General features: G+C 70.0%; 14 protein-coding genes. 5 read left to right on the top strand and 9 right to left on the bottom strand.

Going from position 1 to position 14,050, the window contains the following annotated elements; translation table 11 throughout:
* Positions 1 to 14 precede the first annotated feature (14 nt).
* From ACFHWY_RS14370 to moaC, 4 genes are read right to left on the bottom strand one after another with little or no spacing between them, the layout of a single operon-like run.
* Positions 15 to 434, bottom strand: coding sequence for a molybdenum cofactor biosynthesis protein MoaE (locus ACFHWY_RS14370; RefSeq protein WP_416580682.1), 420 nt, complete (start codon positions 432 to 434; stop codon positions 15 to 17).
* A complete protein-coding gene (locus ACFHWY_RS14365; protein WP_416580681.1) occupies positions 428 to 1,684 on the bottom strand; it encodes a molybdopterin molybdotransferase MoeA in 1,257 nt (418 codons plus the stop codon). Before ACFHWY_RS14365 ends, ACFHWY_RS14370 begins: the two co-directional genes overlap by 7 nt.
* Before the next feature lie 9 nt (positions 1,685 to 1,693).
* A complete protein-coding gene (locus ACFHWY_RS14360; protein ID WP_416580680.1) occupies positions 1,694 to 2,176 on the bottom strand; it encodes a MogA/MoaB family molybdenum cofactor biosynthesis protein in 483 nt (160 codons plus the stop codon).
* Positions 2,173 to 2,664 (bottom strand): cyclic pyranopterin monophosphate synthase MoaC, encoded by a 492-nt coding sequence (gene moaC / locus ACFHWY_RS14355; RefSeq protein WP_416580679.1) that lies wholly within the window; start codon positions 2,662 to 2,664, stop codon positions 2,173 to 2,175. Before moaC ends, ACFHWY_RS14360 begins: the two co-directional genes overlap by 4 nt.
* Before the next feature lie 698 nt (positions 2,665 to 3,362).
* Here moaC and ACFHWY_RS14350 point away from each other — a divergent pair.
* Genes ACFHWY_RS14350 through ACFHWY_RS14335 form a run of 4 tightly spaced genes read left to right on the top strand, consistent with a single transcriptional unit; the run spans position 3,363 to position 8,189 of the window.
* Complete coding sequence (locus ACFHWY_RS14350) at positions 3,363 to 5,825, top strand: putative bifunctional diguanylate cyclase/phosphodiesterase (RefSeq protein ID WP_416580767.1); 2,463 nt, start codon at positions 3,363 to 3,365, stop codon at positions 5,823 to 5,825.
* Positions 5,826 to 5,837: 12 nt separating this feature from the next.
* Positions 5,838 to 7,163: a glycosyltransferase 87 family protein gene (locus ACFHWY_RS14345; protein ID WP_416580678.1), complete on the top strand. Its 1,326-nt coding sequence runs from the start codon at positions 5,838 to 5,840 to the stop codon at positions 7,161 to 7,163.
* Positions 7,160 to 7,792 carry a phosphoribosyltransferase gene (locus tag ACFHWY_RS14340; RefSeq protein WP_416580677.1) on the top strand — a complete coding sequence of 211 codons (633 nt, stop codon included), beginning with the start codon at positions 7,160 to 7,162 and terminating at the stop codon, positions 7,790 to 7,792. The genes ACFHWY_RS14345 and ACFHWY_RS14340 overlap by 4 nt, the downstream gene beginning before the upstream one ends.
* A gap of 19 nt (positions 7,793 to 7,811) precedes the next feature.
* A complete protein-coding gene (locus ACFHWY_RS14335; protein WP_416580676.1) occupies positions 7,812 to 8,189 on the top strand; it encodes a zf-TFIIB domain-containing protein in 378 nt (125 codons plus the stop codon).
* A 144-nt stretch (positions 8,190 to 8,333) separates the two neighbouring features.
* Here the strand turns inward: ACFHWY_RS14335 and dnaB are convergent, their stop codons facing one another.
* Positions 8,334 to 9,737, bottom strand: coding sequence for a replicative DNA helicase (gene dnaB, locus ACFHWY_RS14330; RefSeq protein ID WP_416580675.1), 1,404 nt, complete (start codon positions 9,735 to 9,737; stop codon positions 8,334 to 8,336).
* A 398-nt stretch (positions 9,738 to 10,135) separates the two neighbouring features.
* Between dnaB and ACFHWY_RS14325 the strand changes: the two genes are divergently transcribed.
* Positions 10,136 to 11,812 carry a hypothetical protein gene (locus tag ACFHWY_RS14325; protein WP_416580674.1) on the top strand — a complete coding sequence of 559 codons (1,677 nt, stop codon included), beginning with the start codon at positions 10,136 to 10,138 and terminating at the stop codon, positions 11,810 to 11,812.
* Positions 11,813 to 11,907: 95 nt separating this feature from the next.
* Here the strand turns inward: ACFHWY_RS14325 and rplI are convergent, their stop codons facing one another.
* From rplI to rpsF, 4 genes are all read right to left on the bottom strand, one after another.
* On the bottom strand, positions 11,908 to 12,354 hold the full coding sequence (gene rplI, locus ACFHWY_RS14320) for a 50S ribosomal protein L9 (protein WP_416580673.1): 447 nt from the start codon (positions 12,352 to 12,354) through the stop codon (positions 11,908 to 11,910).
* A gap of 14 nt (positions 12,355 to 12,368) precedes the next feature.
* A complete protein-coding gene (rpsR, locus tag ACFHWY_RS14315; RefSeq protein WP_007073789.1) occupies positions 12,369 to 12,608 on the bottom strand; it encodes a 30S ribosomal protein S18 in 240 nt (79 codons plus the stop codon).
* 41 nt (positions 12,609 to 12,649) lie between these two features.
* Positions 12,650 to 13,180: a single-stranded DNA-binding protein gene (locus ACFHWY_RS14310; RefSeq protein WP_416580672.1), complete on the bottom strand. Its 531-nt coding sequence runs from the start codon at positions 13,178 to 13,180 to the stop codon at positions 12,650 to 12,652.
* 79 nt (positions 13,181 to 13,259) lie between these two features.
* On the bottom strand, positions 13,260 to 13,550 hold the full coding sequence (gene rpsF / locus ACFHWY_RS14305) for a 30S ribosomal protein S6 (RefSeq protein ID WP_092381323.1): 291 nt from the start codon (positions 13,548 to 13,550) through the stop codon (positions 13,260 to 13,262).
* Positions 13,551 to 14,050: the final 500 nt, after the last annotated feature.

The following is a 14,050-nucleotide window of genomic DNA, read 5'->3' as shown; positions in this document are numbered from 1 at the left end:
AGGTGGACTCACCGTCAGGGGCAGTTGACCCACTCGTCGGTGCCGTCGGCGAAGACCTGCCGCTTCCAGATCGGCAACCGGGCCTTGACCTCGTCCACCAGGCGGGCGCAGGCAGCGAACGCGGTGGCCCGGTGTGCGGTGCTGACCGCCGCGGCCAAGGCGATGTCCCCAATGGCCAACGGTCCGACCCGGTGCGACACGGCCACCGCGTACACGTCGGGATCGTCGGCGATCTCGTCGGCGACCTCCCTCAGTAGCTTCTCGGCGCTCGGGTGGCCCTCGTACTCAAGGTTGGTCACCGGGCGGCCGTGGTCGTGGTCGCGGACCACCCCGGCGAACGAGACCACTGCGCCCGCCCGTCGGTCGGCGACCGCCGCCTCATGCGTGGCGATGTCCAACGGCACTTCGCTGACGGTGCTGATAACGGTCACCATGCGCGCTCCCCTGGCAGCAGTGGTAGCGGTACAACCGGCACCCGATCTCCGGCGGCACCGGTGGTGCCCGGGCGGATCACCGCGAACCCGTCCGCGGTCGAGAGCCCACGCAGCATCGCCGAGCCGACGTGCCGGACCGGACGGGCCGTCCCAGCGACCCGGTCGAGCCGGACCAGCGCCAGATGGGTGTGGGCACCGCGGCCGGCGACCGGTTCGGCGAGGGTGACGTGCGGCAGCGCCGGCATCGGTCGGCCGGTGAGACCGGCCAGCAGCGGGGCGACGAGCGAGACCAGCGCGACGATGGCGGACTGTGGATTTCCGGGTAGCCCGGCGACGAACCGGGCCCGCCCGTCGGCGCCGACCAGTTGGGCCAGCAGCATCGGGAAGCCCGGACGCACCGCGACCGTGTTGACCACGTAGTCCGCGCCCAACTCGGCCAGCGCGGGATGCAGGTGATCGACGGGACCGTTCATCGTGCCGCCCGTGGTGCAGACCAGGTCGGCGCGCTCCAGTGCGGCACGCAGCGCGGCCACATGGGCGGTCAGCGTGTCGGCTACCGGGCCGACCACGTCGGCAGTGCCCACCTGGCAGCCGTACCGGCGCAGCCAGCCCGGCACCGCCGGACCCAACGCATCCCGGACCCGGCCGGCGCCGGGCGGCCCCTCGGTGAGCAGTTCGTCGCCGAAGACCAGCAGGGCCGCTCGGGGCTGCCGGCGTACCCGCAGGTTGTCGTGGCCGCAGGAGGCGGCCAGACCGATCACCGCCGGGTCGACCGGAGTGCCGACCGGGAGCAGTTCCTCACCGGCGGTGGCCTCCTCGCCGGGCCGCCGCCACTCCGGCGTGGCTCGCGGCACGCCGTCGACCAGCCCGTCGGCGGTACGCGTGGACTCCTCCACCCGCAGCACCGCCGAGGTGCCCGCCGGCACCATCGCGCCGGTGGCGATCTCGACCGTCGTCCCGTCCTCGGTCAACGGGGCCGCGGGCCCACCGGCCAGCACCCGGCCGGTCAACCGCCACGGGCCGGCACCACGCACCGCCCAGCCGTCCACGCTCGACGTCGGGAAGGCCGGCAGGTCGGTCCTGGGCGTGAGCGCTTCGGCGAGGGTGTACCCATCGGCTTCGGCGAGGGGACACTCGACGGCGGGAAGCGCGGCGGTCAGGCCGACCGCGTGGACCCTAGTGCGTGCCTGCGCCCAGTCGGCCGGCGGTGGCGCGGTGACCTTATCGGGGGAAGCGGTTTCCGTTCTCACCGGCCGAGCCTAGCGGGTTGCCTGGTGGTCGCCGCCGCGCAACTGGTCCACGGTGTGCCCGAGAATCGGCCCCAGCACGGCGAGACCGTCGCGGGCCCCGCCTGTCGAGCCGGGCAGGTTCACCACCAGTGTGCGACCGGCCACCCCCGCTACGCCGCGGGAGAGCGCGGCAGTCGGCACCTTGGCACGGCTGTGCGCGCGGATCGCCTCGGCGATGCCGGGAATCTCGTAGTCGAGCAGGGCACGGGTCACGTCCGGGGTCCGGTCGGTGGGAGTGATCCCGGTGCCACCGCTGGTCAGGACCACGTCGACGCCCTCCGCCACGGCCGCCCACACGGCCGCGCCGACCGGGTCGCCGTCGGGCACCACCATCGGATCGTCCACCGTGCAGCCCAACTCACGCAGACCGTCGACGAGTAGCGGGCCGCTGGTGTCGGCGTAGACGCCAGCGGCAGCCCGGTTGGAGGCCACCACCACCCGGGCGCGGATCACGGGCGGTCCTCCGGACGCTCCCACAGACCGGTTTTCCCGCCCTCCTTGCGCAGCACCCGAACCGCGTCGACACTCGCCGCCGGATCCACCGCCTTGACCATGTCGACCAGGGCCAGCCCGGCGACCGCGACAGCGGTGAGCGCCTCCATCTCCACGCCGGTGCGGTCAGCGGTACGGGCGGTCACGGTGATCTCGATCGTGTCGACGGTCGGCACCAGGTCGACTGTCACGCCGTGCAGCGCGATGGGATGACAAAGCGGGATCAGATCGGGGGTGCGCTTGGCGCCCATGATCCCGGCCAGCCGGCCCACCGCTAGCGCGTCGCCCTTGGGCAGACCGTCGCGGCGCAGCAGGTCGATGACCTCGGGGGTGGTCAGCAGCCGCCCGGCGGCCACCGCCACCCGGCCGGTGATCTGTTTGGCGGAGACGTCGACCATGCGGGCCGCACCAGCGGTGTCGACGTGGGTGAGCTGGGCCGGTTCGGTCACAATCGCGAGCCTATCCCTCGGGTACGACTACGCCCTCCATCGTGCTCGGAACAGTACGGACATTGGGCGCGGCCGAGTGCATCGGGCCGTAGCCACAGTTCGTCGCGGAGTTGGTCGACTGATATAAGCGAACCCGCGTCGCAGGCGGGTATGGCGAGAACGGTCGGCTGTTTCGGCGTCCCGGAGTACGGCACCCTACGCTGCGGTGCACCGCTAGACCGTCGAGGACTCGAATCTGCACCGGCCTCTGACTGCATTAAAGGATCACTGTACGCAGCTTGGCGGCCACCTGCCGGTAGGTTGCACGGCAAGCTCAACCGAAGCGGCGATGAACTGAACCGAGAACCCTGGCCACACTTGGTCGACCACATTTCGGAGACCGGGCAGCGAAACTCCGCCGCATTTGAACAGTGCGTCAAGGAGACAGGACGGAAAGTGATACAACTCTTCCATATTGGCCCATTCTGCGCATTAGGACATGAATAGTGGCTAAACGCCCGTAAGTGTCCCTAGGGTCTGGCAGCAAGGTGATGGCGTCAGATTCAATTGGGGGTCGAGATGAACTCGCACGAATGGAATTGATCCTCCTGTCCGAGCAGAAGTAGCGGGAGTACGCTTGCGGAGCGCAACCCCCTGGTGACGAATGGGGATCTTGCTTGGCTCTGCAGGCCCGACGGACCGGGACCGATCAGCGGCTCATGCTGCTCGTCGGTCTCGTCGTCGTACTGGCCGGCTTCGTCGGTGCGGTCTCCGTCGCGCACCTGCCCAGTTACGGTCCTACGACCGCGACCGTCACCTGGGCAACCCTGATCTCCCTCGTCGCAGTCGGCTTCATCGTCAAGGTCCGGGTTCGCATCCGCTCCACGAACCACGACATAGCCTGGACCGAGACAGCCATCGTGATCGGGCTCGCTGTCGCACCCGTCCCCGTGGTCGTCCTCGCCACCGGCATCGGGATCGCGATCTCCGCCACCCTGACCGGCAGCTCGCCGATCAAGCGGGCGTTCGGCATCGGCAAGAACATGCTGGTTGCCACCGCCGCCGGCCTGGTGCTCCACGCGTTCGAGTGGCCGAGCGCCAACTCAGACTTGGTTGAGACGGGCATTCCCGTGGCTACCGCCTATTTCGCCGCGGTGCTGCTCGACGAACTCGTCACCCTCCCGGTCATCTCGATGGCGACCAGGACCTCGTTACGCACCCTGTTCCGCGAGGACTGGGGTCTTCGCATCAGCGCCGCCCTTGCCCGCCTCGTCGTCATCGTCAGCACGGTGCTGCTCATCAACATCGACATCCGACTGCTCCTCGCGGTGCCCCCGTTGATGCTCAGCCTCCACCTGCTCTACTCGGCACGGATCCGCTCCCGCACGGAGCAACAGGTATGGCAGCGGCTGGCGCAGACCACCGACGCACTCAACGTCGTCGAACTGGGCGACGTGCTCACCAACGCGGTCACCCGGGCGGCCGAGCTCTTCTCTGCCGACGAGGTGGAGGTCGAACTGCGCGACGCCGACCGGGTCGTCCGCGGCGGCGCCGAGGGAGTCAGCTACGACGGGCCCGCCGACGAGTCCACCACCGTGGAGGGCGCGGTGGTTCCCGTCCGCCTCGAAGGGCACGACAAGGCGGTGGACGTGGGCGTGCTGCGGCTGCGCTTCCGCGGGCCGGTGAAACTCTCCGAGCGTGAGCACTACACCCTGTACACCTTCGCCTCGGCGCTGTGCACCGCCATCCGCAACGCCCAGGCGTACGCCGAACTCGCCCGGGTCGCGCAGGCACACGCGCACGATGCCACCCACGACGCGCTGACCGGTCTGGCGAACCGGCGCCACCTGCTCGACGCGGGAAACGAGCAACTGCACCAGCGGCACGCCGACGGGGTGACCGCCCTGGTGTTGATCGACCTTAATCACTTCAAAGAGGTCAACGACACCCTCGGTCACGCAGCTGGCGACCAGATGCTGACCGCGGTCGCCGAGCGGCTGCGCACCGCCGCCCGGGGCGACGACCTGGTGGCCCGGCTCGGTGGCGACGAGTTCGCGGTACTCCTGCGGGCCCTGCCCGCTCCTGCGGTGGCCGCGCACCGGGCCGAGACGCTGTTGACGGCGCTGCACGAGCCGTTCGACGTGGAAGGCATGCGGATCAGCGTCGAGGCCAGCGGCGGCATCGCCGTCGCCCCCGCCACCGGTGGCATGGTGGAACTGCTGCGCCGCGCGGATGTCGCGATGTACCAGGCCAAACGGGCCGGGCAGCGGATCGCCAGCTACGCACCGGCCCGCGACACCGCCGACCTCGGGCGCCTCGCCCTCGGCGGCGAACTGCCCCGCGCCGTCGCCGACCACGAGTTCACCGTCAACTTCCAGCCGATCGTCGACCTCGGCACCGGTGAGGTCATCGCCGCCGAAACACTGGCACGGTGGCGCCACCCCGTCCACGGCATGATCGACCCGTTGCGCTTCCTGGAGGCGGTGGAGCGCTCCGGACTGCTGCCGGCGTTCGCCGAGGCGATCCTCGACGAGGCGCTGATCGCCGCCGTCACCTGGCGCGACGCCGGCTTCGACGTGCCGGTGGCGGTCAACGTCTCACCCCGGAGCCTGCTCGACGCCCGATTCGCCGGGTCGGTGCTGACCCGCCTGCGCGCTCACGACCTGCCAGCCGACCGGCTCGTCCTGGAACTGACCGAGACCCTCACCCTCAGCCAGCTCGACGTGGTCGACCAGGTACTCACCCGGTTGCGCGACTCCGGCGTCCGGCTCGCCCTGGACGACTTCGGGACCGGCTACTCCTCGCTCTCGCTGCTCTCCCGGATCCCCCTGCACGAGCTGAAGATCGATCGGAGCTTCGTCACCGCCATGGAGTCCTCCACCGAGGCTGCGGCGATCATCCGCTCCACCCTGGACCTCGGCCGCAGCCTCGACCTCGCGGTGGTGGCCGAAGGAATCGAACAGGAAGCACAGCGCCGGGCACTCTGGGAACTGGGCTGCACCGCCGGTCAGGGTCACCTCTTCGCCCGCCCGCTACCCGCCGGGACGCTGCTCGCGGCGCTCCAACGCGGTGCCGGCGGACGAGCGGGCAGCCTCGCGACCGCCCTGCACGACACGGGCGCGGTGGTCCGGCTGCCGCAGGGCCGCCGGCAGGGGGGCCGGGGCCGTAACCTGCCCGCCTGACACACTGCCCGGGTGAGCACCGCCACCCCGCCCGTCCACCGCCTCGGGTGGTGGCACCGGCTCGACACCGCCGCCGGCGGCCTCGCCCTCGACCTCGGTCTCTACGCCGCCTCAGCCGCCTTCGCGGCGGTCACCGCGGCCACCTCGACACTTGTTCCGCACCGCGCCTGGGGCGCAGTAGCGGCGCTGGGCTACCTCACCGTCACGCTGCTGGCCGCCGGTCAGCTCCTGCTCAGCCGCAGTCGAGAAGACTCGCCCCTGGTCGGCCTGCCCGCACGCTGGCTGGTCACCGGCCTCACCTGGGCCGGTGTGGCCCTGCTGCCGTTGGTCTGGCAGAGCGTGCAACGCGCCTCGGGACGCACCGACCGGGCCCAGGAGGAGGTGCTCGTCGTCGAGGATTCCGGACGACGCCTGGCGGAGACCGGCACCCCCTACCTGGGACCGGACGCGATCGCCGCGCTACCCGCCGGCGAACAACTTCTCGGCTACGCCCCGTACCAGCCGGGGATGGCACTGTTCGGGCTGCCCCGTACGGCCCTCGATGTTTGGTGGACCGACGCCCGGGTCTGGTTCGCGGTCGGCACCGCGCTAGCCCTCGTCGTCGCCCTCCGCGTCCTGCGGCAACCCGTGGGCACAGCCGGACAGACCCGACCCCGCGCCGCCCTGCTGCGCGGGATCCAGGCCACCACCGTGCTGCCGGTCTGCGCGCTGACTCTGGCCACCGGTGGCGACGACCTACCCGTACTCGCGCTCTGCCTGCTGGCGCTCGCCTTCGCCGCCACCACCCGGCCCGGCTGGGCCGGCATCGCCGTCGGGTTGGCCGGCGCGCTGAAGCTCTTCGCCTGGCCGGTCGCCGCGGTGCTGATCATCTGGGGGGCGACCAGGCGGGCCGGCCTGCGGGTCACCGCCGGCGCGCTGGGCCTGCCCGCTGCCGCGCTGCTGCCGACCCTGCTCGTCGACCGCGCGGCACTGGTGGAGAACGTGCTGCTGTTCCCGCTCGGGCACGGCCTGGTAACCAGCCCCGCACAGTCGCCGTTCCCCGGCTACCTGATCGCGAACGTCCTGCCGGCAGGACGGGCGGTCGCCGCCGCGCTGCTGGTCGCCGCCGGTGTGGCCATCGCCGTCCGGCTCGCCCGCCACCCGCCCCGTACCGCCCGCACCGCGGCGCTCGCCTGCGGGTACGGCCTGTTGGTGGCGATCCTGCTGATGCCCACCACCCGGTTCGGCTACCTCCTCTACCCGGTCGCGTTCCTCCTCTGGGCGACCGCGCTCGACCGTCCCGGGATCCGGCAACCGGCGAGCGAAGACGCCCCGCACCGCGTAGACCTGAGAGCATGACCGCCTACCGAGACCGCGCCGACGCGGGGCTGATGCTCGCCGACCGCCTCACCGCCCTGATCGGCGAACCCGACGTCACTGTGCTGGGCCTGGTACGCGGCGGTGTGCCCGTGGCCCGGGTCATCGCCGAACGCCTCGGCGCGCCACTGGACGCGCTGGTGGTCCGCAAACTCGGCATGCCCTGGGCCCCCGAGGTCGCCTTCGGCGCGCTCGGCCCCGGCGGCGTACGCGTGGTCAACGAGGTAGTCGCCGGTCAGCTCGGCACCGACGACATCGCCGAGGTCCAGCGCCGTGAACAGGCAGAGTTGGACCGGCGCGAGGAGCTCTACCGGGCCGGTCGTCCGCCGCTGGAACTGGCCGGCCGCACTGCCCTGATCGTCGACGACGGGCTGGCCACCGGGGCGACCGCCCGAGCGGCCGTCCAGGTCGCCCGTCAACTAGGCGCCCGCCGGGTCGTGGTCGCTGTCCCGGTCGGTTCCCAGGAGGCGTACGAGATGCTGGCCGCCGAGGCCGACCAGGTGATCTGTGCCCAGCGACCGCCCACCTTCACGGCCGTCGGCGCGTACTACGACGATTTCCAAGAGGTCTCCGACGGCGAGGTCACCGACGCGCTGACCTCTGTGTCGTGAGGCGACCAGGTACCGTCGGGTGATGAGTCTGACCTGTCCCAAGTGCCATGGAGATATGCGCCAGTACGAACGCAGTGGCGTCGTCATCGACCAGTGTGGTGAGTGCCGGGGGATTTTTCTCGACCGCGGTGAGTTGGAGAAGCTGTTCGAGGCGGAGGCCAACTGGAGCGCACAGCAGGCCCCCGCCGCGCCCCAGCCCGCCGCTCGGCCGGGCGGCTACCCGCCACCGCCACCACCCGCCCCCGCGCAGCACCAGCCGGGTTACGGTGCCGTACCGCCGCCGCCCGGCTACCCGGCTCCGGCCTACGGCCACGCTCAGCAACAGCAGCACTACGGCTACCACGGGCACTACCGACGCAAGAAGCGGAAGAGCTTTCTGGACGACATGTTCGGCTGAGCTGCTCGCGCAGGTGACTTGGCCGCGGCCGGCCAGGCCACCTGCGCCGGCCAGGCCACCTGCGCCGATCTTTTCGGTGACGCCGCTGCCCGGCCGCGGCCGGCCGGACCGGCCACAAATACCTGTTCAAGGTCGCCGCCGAGGTCAGACGATGGCCATGTCCACGAAGCGCGACAAGTGCAGCTGGGCGGCGACCGTCACGGTGTCGGTCGGGCCGTTCCGGTGCTTGGCGACGATGAAATCCGCCTCGCCGGCCCGCGGCGACTCCTTGTCGTAGTAGTCGTCACGGTGCAGAAGTATGACGACGTCGGCGTCCTGCTCAATCGAACCAGACTCACGCAAATCGGACAACTGTGGTCGCTTGTCGGTGCGCTGTTCCGGGCCACGGTTCAGCTGGCTCACCGCGATGACCGGGCACTCGACCTCCTTCGCCAGCAGCTTCAGGCCCCGAGAAAGGTCTGCGACCTCCTGCTGACGGCTCTCGGTACGCTTCGGCGAGGTCATCAACTGGAGGTAGTCGACCACGATTAGCTTCAGGTCGTGTCGCTGCTTGAGGCGGCGGGCCTTGGCCCGGATCTCCATCAGGTTCATGCTCGGTGTGTCGTCCACGAAGAGCGGTGCCTCACTGATCTCGCCCATGCAGCGGGCGAGCTTCGTCCAGTCGTCGTCGGAGAGTTGGCCGCTCCGCAGCACGTGCAGTGGCACACGGGCCTCGGCCGAGAGCAGCCGCATGACGATTTCGACCTTGCTCATCTCCAGCGAGAAGATCGCCGCCGCCTGATTCGCCCGGATAGCCGAGTTCCTGGCAAAATCCATACTGGCTGTGGACTTACCCAAGCCCGGCCGGCCAGCCACAATGATCAACTGGCCGGCATGCAGGCCGTTGAGCAGCCGGTCCAGGTCTGTGAAGCCGGTCGGCACGCCGGTCATCACGCCACCGTGGGCACCGACCGCCTCGATCTCGTCCAGCGTCGGCTGGAGCATGTCGGCAAGGATGGCGAAATCCTCGCTGACCCGGCGTTCGGTCACGTCGTAGACGGCCTGCTGGGCCAGGTCGACGATGTCGTCGACGTCTCTGCTGCCGCCGTTGGCGGTACCGTATCCGAGTTGGACGATCCTCGTTCCGGCCTCGACCAGCCGCCGCAGCACCGCCCGCTCACTGACGATGCGGGCGTAGTAGGCCGCGTTCGCGGCGGTCGGCACGCTGGCGATCAGGGTGTGCAGGTAGGGGGCACCGCCGACCCGGGCCAGATCACCGGAGTCGGCCAGCGCCGCGGCGACGGTGATGGCATCCGCCGGTTCACCCCGCCCGTAGATCTCCAGGACGGTGTCGAAGATGGTGGCGTGGATCGGCCGGTAGAAGTCGTTCGTCTTGAGGATCTCGACGACGTCTGCGATGGCGTCCTTGGAGAGCAGCATGCCACCCAGGACGCACTGCTCGGCGGCCACGTCCTGGGGCGGCGTTTTGTCGAACTGGCCGTCGCGGGGTGCCGGGCCGGGCGACTGCCCGCTGCTCGGGAAGGACTCCGTCCGCCTGTCATCTGTCACCGACACCCGGGCCCCCTCAACTGCGTCGGATCAATTTCAGGCCTACCGCCTGGGTGCGACAAGTCGACCGTCCGCTTCGATCGGGGGCCATCGGGCGGGTAGGTCGGTGGCTAACCATACGGACTGCGAGGTCAGCCCCTCAACCGCACCGGTGGACGAGCCTTGGGACAACCTGTGGACGCCGGGGGGCAAGCATGTGCGCAGCGTGTGCACAGGGTGTGGATATCGCGTGGGGACTTCCTTGTCATACGCCGCTGAACTGGAAAGAGATCGTCCACAGCCTGTGGACAAATATTTCCGGGTAGGGCTTTGTCCTGAACCTCCCGTAAGATCGGTGGCCTACGGCTACACCTGCACAGCGGATTGCACTTTCGGTTGAGAAGGGTCACGCTCCGGCCGTGAGTTACCGGGACTGGGCACGCGGGGAGGACGACCCGCGCGAGCGGCGGTCGGCCGCTTCGTGGGCCGAGCCTGTCGAGCGTGCTCCTGCCGAGCGTTACGACTCGGCGGTCGAGCGCTACCGCACTCCGAGTCGGCGTCGTGCCATCGAGCGCGGCCAGGACGAGCCGGCCGAGCCCTACCTGCCGCGCTGGGCGTTGGAGTCGGGCGTCAGCAGCGTGGATGGTGGTGGCCGACACGCCGCCCCGGACGACGATGACGACGCCGGGCGGCCACGCTACGGCGACCACGATCGGCGCGCGATCGAGCCCGCCCAGAGCCGGCGCGCCATCGAGACAGGGAGGCGGGAAGCCCCGTCGTCCGCTGCCGCATCGTCGACCAGGAGAACCGAGTCCGATCACACTCGGGAGTGGACCTTCGACCATCCGCAGGAGGGCCATGCCGGCAGCCGCGAGGGCGGTTACGTCGGCAGCCGCCGGGCCGAGGAGGACGATCCGGTCTCGGGCGTGACGCCGCAGAGTCGGCCCCGCCGAGCACAGTCGCGCCGCCGCCAGGTGACCTGGTCAGGTCTGGAGGAGGAGGGGCAGCAGAAGCTCGACCCGACGCCGAGCGCCGAGCCGAGCGCCGAGCCGACCACCCGACGCCGACGCCGCGCGGCGGAGGCCCCCGGACCGGCCGTGGACCCGTGGGAGCGGACGGCAGAGCCCTGGGAGCGGACGGCGGATCCGGAGAGTCGGCAGCCGGCGGAGGACCCGTGGGACGCCTCCGGCCTGCACGCCTGGGAGCAACCCGCAGGTCTGGATCGTCGGGCCGAGGACGGCACGGCTGACCCGTGGGACACCGACAGCACGAGCCAGTGGCTTCAGGGTCCCGTTCCGGACCAGTGGCTCGAGCCCGACACGACCGGGCAGTGGGACCGCTACTCCGAGGTGGACCCGCAGGACCGGCGTCGGGACCCGAACCGGTGGGACGTCCATCCCGAGTCGGACCGGTCGGACCATACCGTGCCACCTCGTTCCGATGCGGCTGCCGGTGCCGAGATGTGGTCGCGGGCCGGGCGAGCCGAGTCGGAGCCGCGCCGGGAGGGTTTCTGGCCGGGCACCCGACTGGCGGGCGACGATCCGCGTTGGGTCGACGCGCCTGCGTCGGCGCCCCGGTCGCCGGTGGTCGGCTACACGGCGCCTCGACCGCGTTCGGCGCCGCAGCGGCGGCACGCAGCGGCGCCGCTGGCGCGGCAGGTTGGCATCGCGGCGGTACGGCGGCGGATCGAGTCGGTCGGCAACGGCAGCTGGAACCGCCGGCTGGAAGACGACCTGCTCGACCCCGATACGGGTGGACCGTGGCTGCCGCTGCTATACACAGCGGCGTGTTACCTCTTGCCCGCGATGGTGATCTTCGTCTGGTTGCTGACTCTCGACGGCACACCGCCTGCAGGTTGCGTGACCGACATCAGCGGCGGCGGCTGCGACTCGTCCAGGGCTCGGGCGTTCGGGGCGATGGTGGGCGGCATTCCACGGTTCGGTCTGGCGCTGGTCAGCAGCCTGGCGGTCGCGATGCTGCTGCGTCGGGTGGGTACGACCTGGCGCTCGACCACGGTGGCGCTCGCCGCCGCCGTAGTCGGTGGAGGGCTTTCCACAGTCATGATCAGCGCGGTGACCGGCCAGCCCATCGGCTGATGGGGGCTTCCACCCGTCGTCGCCGGTGGTGGTGGTCGGATACGAAAGGGCCCGCACCGGTGGACGGTGCGGGCCCTTTGCGTTGCCGGCTGGGCTCAGCCCTGCACGACGTTGAGGTTGAACGTGCCAGTCACCTCAGGGTGCAGCTTGACCCGCACCGGGTGCGAGCCGAGCGCCTTGACGTGGCCGGACAGTTCCAGCCGCCGGCGGTCGAGCGCCGGACCGCCGGCCGCCTTCACAGCGTCGACGATCTCGGCCGGCGTGACCGAGCCGAAGAGCCGGCCGCCTTCGCCGGCACGAGCCTTCAGGCTCACCTTCAGGCTCTCAAGCTGTGCCTTCACCTCGTTGGCGTGGCCGAGGTCACGGATCTCGCGGGCCGAGCGGGCCCGCCTGATCAGCGTGACCTGCTTTTCCGCGCCCTTGGTCCAGACGATCGCGAAGCCCTGCGGAAGCAGGTAGTTACGGCCGTAGCCGTTCTTGACCTCCACGATGTCGCCCGGGGCACCGAGGCCGGACACCTCCTGAGTCAGGATGATCTTCATATCGGTGCCCCCTCTCAGCGGGCCGTCGCGGTGTACGGCAGGAGCGCCATCTCGCGGGCGTTCTTGACCGCACGGGCGATCTGCCGCTGCTGCTGCGAGGTAACGCCAGTGACCCGCCGAGCGCGGATCTTGCCGCGGTCGGAGATGAACTTGCGCAGCAGCGCGGTGTCCTTGTAATCGATGTAGGTGATCCCGTCCTTGTCTAGCGGGTTCACCTTCTTCTTCGGCTTGCGCAGTGCCGCAGCCTTCGCCATTGCTCTTGCTCCTGGTTTACGATCACGCGCGCTCGGCGCCATTAGAACGGAGGCTCCTCGTCAAAGTTGCCGCCACCCGAACGCGTGGGGGCCGGCGCGGCCGAAGCCCAGGGATCGTCGAAGTTTCCTCCGCCGCCGCCCTGGCCACCACCTCCACCGCTACCGAAACCGCCACCGCTGCCGCCGGAACGCGACATCTTCTGCACCTTCGCCGTGGCGTAGCGCAGAGATGGGCCGATCTCGTCGACCTCCAGCTCGATGACGGTGCGCTTCTCACCCTCGCGGGTCTCGTAGGACCGCTGACGCAGCCGGCCCGAGACGATCACACGGGCACCGCGCTGCAACGACTCCGCGACATGCTCTGCGGCCTGTCGCCAGACGGTGCACGAGAGGAACAGCGGCTCGCCGTCCTTCCACTCGCCGGACGCCTTGTCCATGAATCGGGGCGTCGATGCGACCCGGAACTTGGCGACCGCAGCCCCGGAGGGGGTGAATCGCAACTCGGGGTCATCGGTCAGGTTGCCGATGACCGTGATGGTGGTGTCTCCTGCCATGACCAACTCCTCGCGCACTCATCCGTCCGTCCTACAGGTTCTCAGAACCCTGTGACAGCACCGATGAGGCTCATCCGGGTAGGGCTGGGTGGATTGGTTAGCGCATCTCCGGCCGGATGACCTTGGTACGCAGCACGGACTCGTTGAGCCGCAGCTGACGGTCCAGCTCGGCCACCGCCTCCGGCGTCGCCTGAAGGTCGATGACGGCGTAGATGCCCTCGGACTTCTTGTTGATCTCGTACGCGAGGCGCCTGCGGCCCCACACGTCGGTCTTCTCCACCGAGCCACCCGCGGTCCTGATCACGTTCAGGTACGTGTCGAGCGACGGTGCGACGGTGCGTTCCTCGAGGCTGGAGTCGAGGATCACCATGATCTCGTAATGACGCAAGACGTGCTCACCTCCTATGGGCTAAGCGGCCACGGTCCTTCCGCAGCAGGAGGTCGTGCGTCGTTGCCCGTCCCGACCCGGGGGAACCCGAACGGGAGCAGACAACCTGACCAGGATACCCGGCCCGAACGATCACCATCACCGAGGTGACCGGGCACAGCGAACCGGGGGTCTGCGCCGACAACGTTGTCCGCACAGACCCCCGGTCACGTGACCGCAGGGCGCCTCGTCCGCATTCCTTGGGTGGGACCTGGGGAGGAACGACCACACCGATGAGGTTGGACTGGAGACGCCCCGCGGAGCCTTATCACGTTGTTACCCGACGTTATCGCGGAAGACGGCGCGTCTCAGACAAATCCCGGAATTAGCGACATTTTTCGGATGGGCTCCCGCCCGAAACGCCCGGCCTCCTGATTTACCGGTTTCAACGACCCCCGACGGGCTGGGTGACGCGACGAGCACGGTGGGCGTCACGCAGCCCGTCGGAGGTCCGACGTAGG

Source organism: Micromonospora sp. LOL_024, assembly GCF_048060415.1.
Lineage (GTDB): Bacteria > Actinomycetota > Actinomycetes > Mycobacteriales > Micromonosporaceae > Micromonospora.
The sequence above is the reverse complement of the archived record's forward strand: the minus strand, read 5'-3'. Positions and strand labels throughout refer to the sequence as shown.

Excerpts from the sequence above, each read along its gene's own strand:
- ACFHWY_RS14370 (WP_416580682.1), bottom strand. The coding sequence starts at position 434 with ATGGTGACCGTTATCAGCACCGTCAGCGAAGTGCCGTTGGACATCGCC.
- ACFHWY_RS14350 (WP_416580767.1), top strand. The coding sequence starts at position 3,363 with ATGCTGCTCGTCGGTCTCGTCGTCGTACTGGCCGGCTTCGTCGGTGCG.
- ACFHWY_RS14340 (WP_416580677.1), top strand. The coding sequence starts at position 7,160 with ATGACCGCCTACCGAGACCGCGCCGACGCGGGGCTGATGCTCGCCGAC.
- rplI (WP_416580673.1), bottom strand. The coding sequence starts at position 12,354 with ATGAAGATCATCCTGACTCAGGAGGTGTCCGGCCTCGGTGCCCCGGGC.
- rpsR (WP_007073789.1), bottom strand. The coding sequence starts at position 12,608 with ATGGCGAAGGCTGCGGCACTGCGCAAGCCGAAGAAGAAGGTGAACCCG.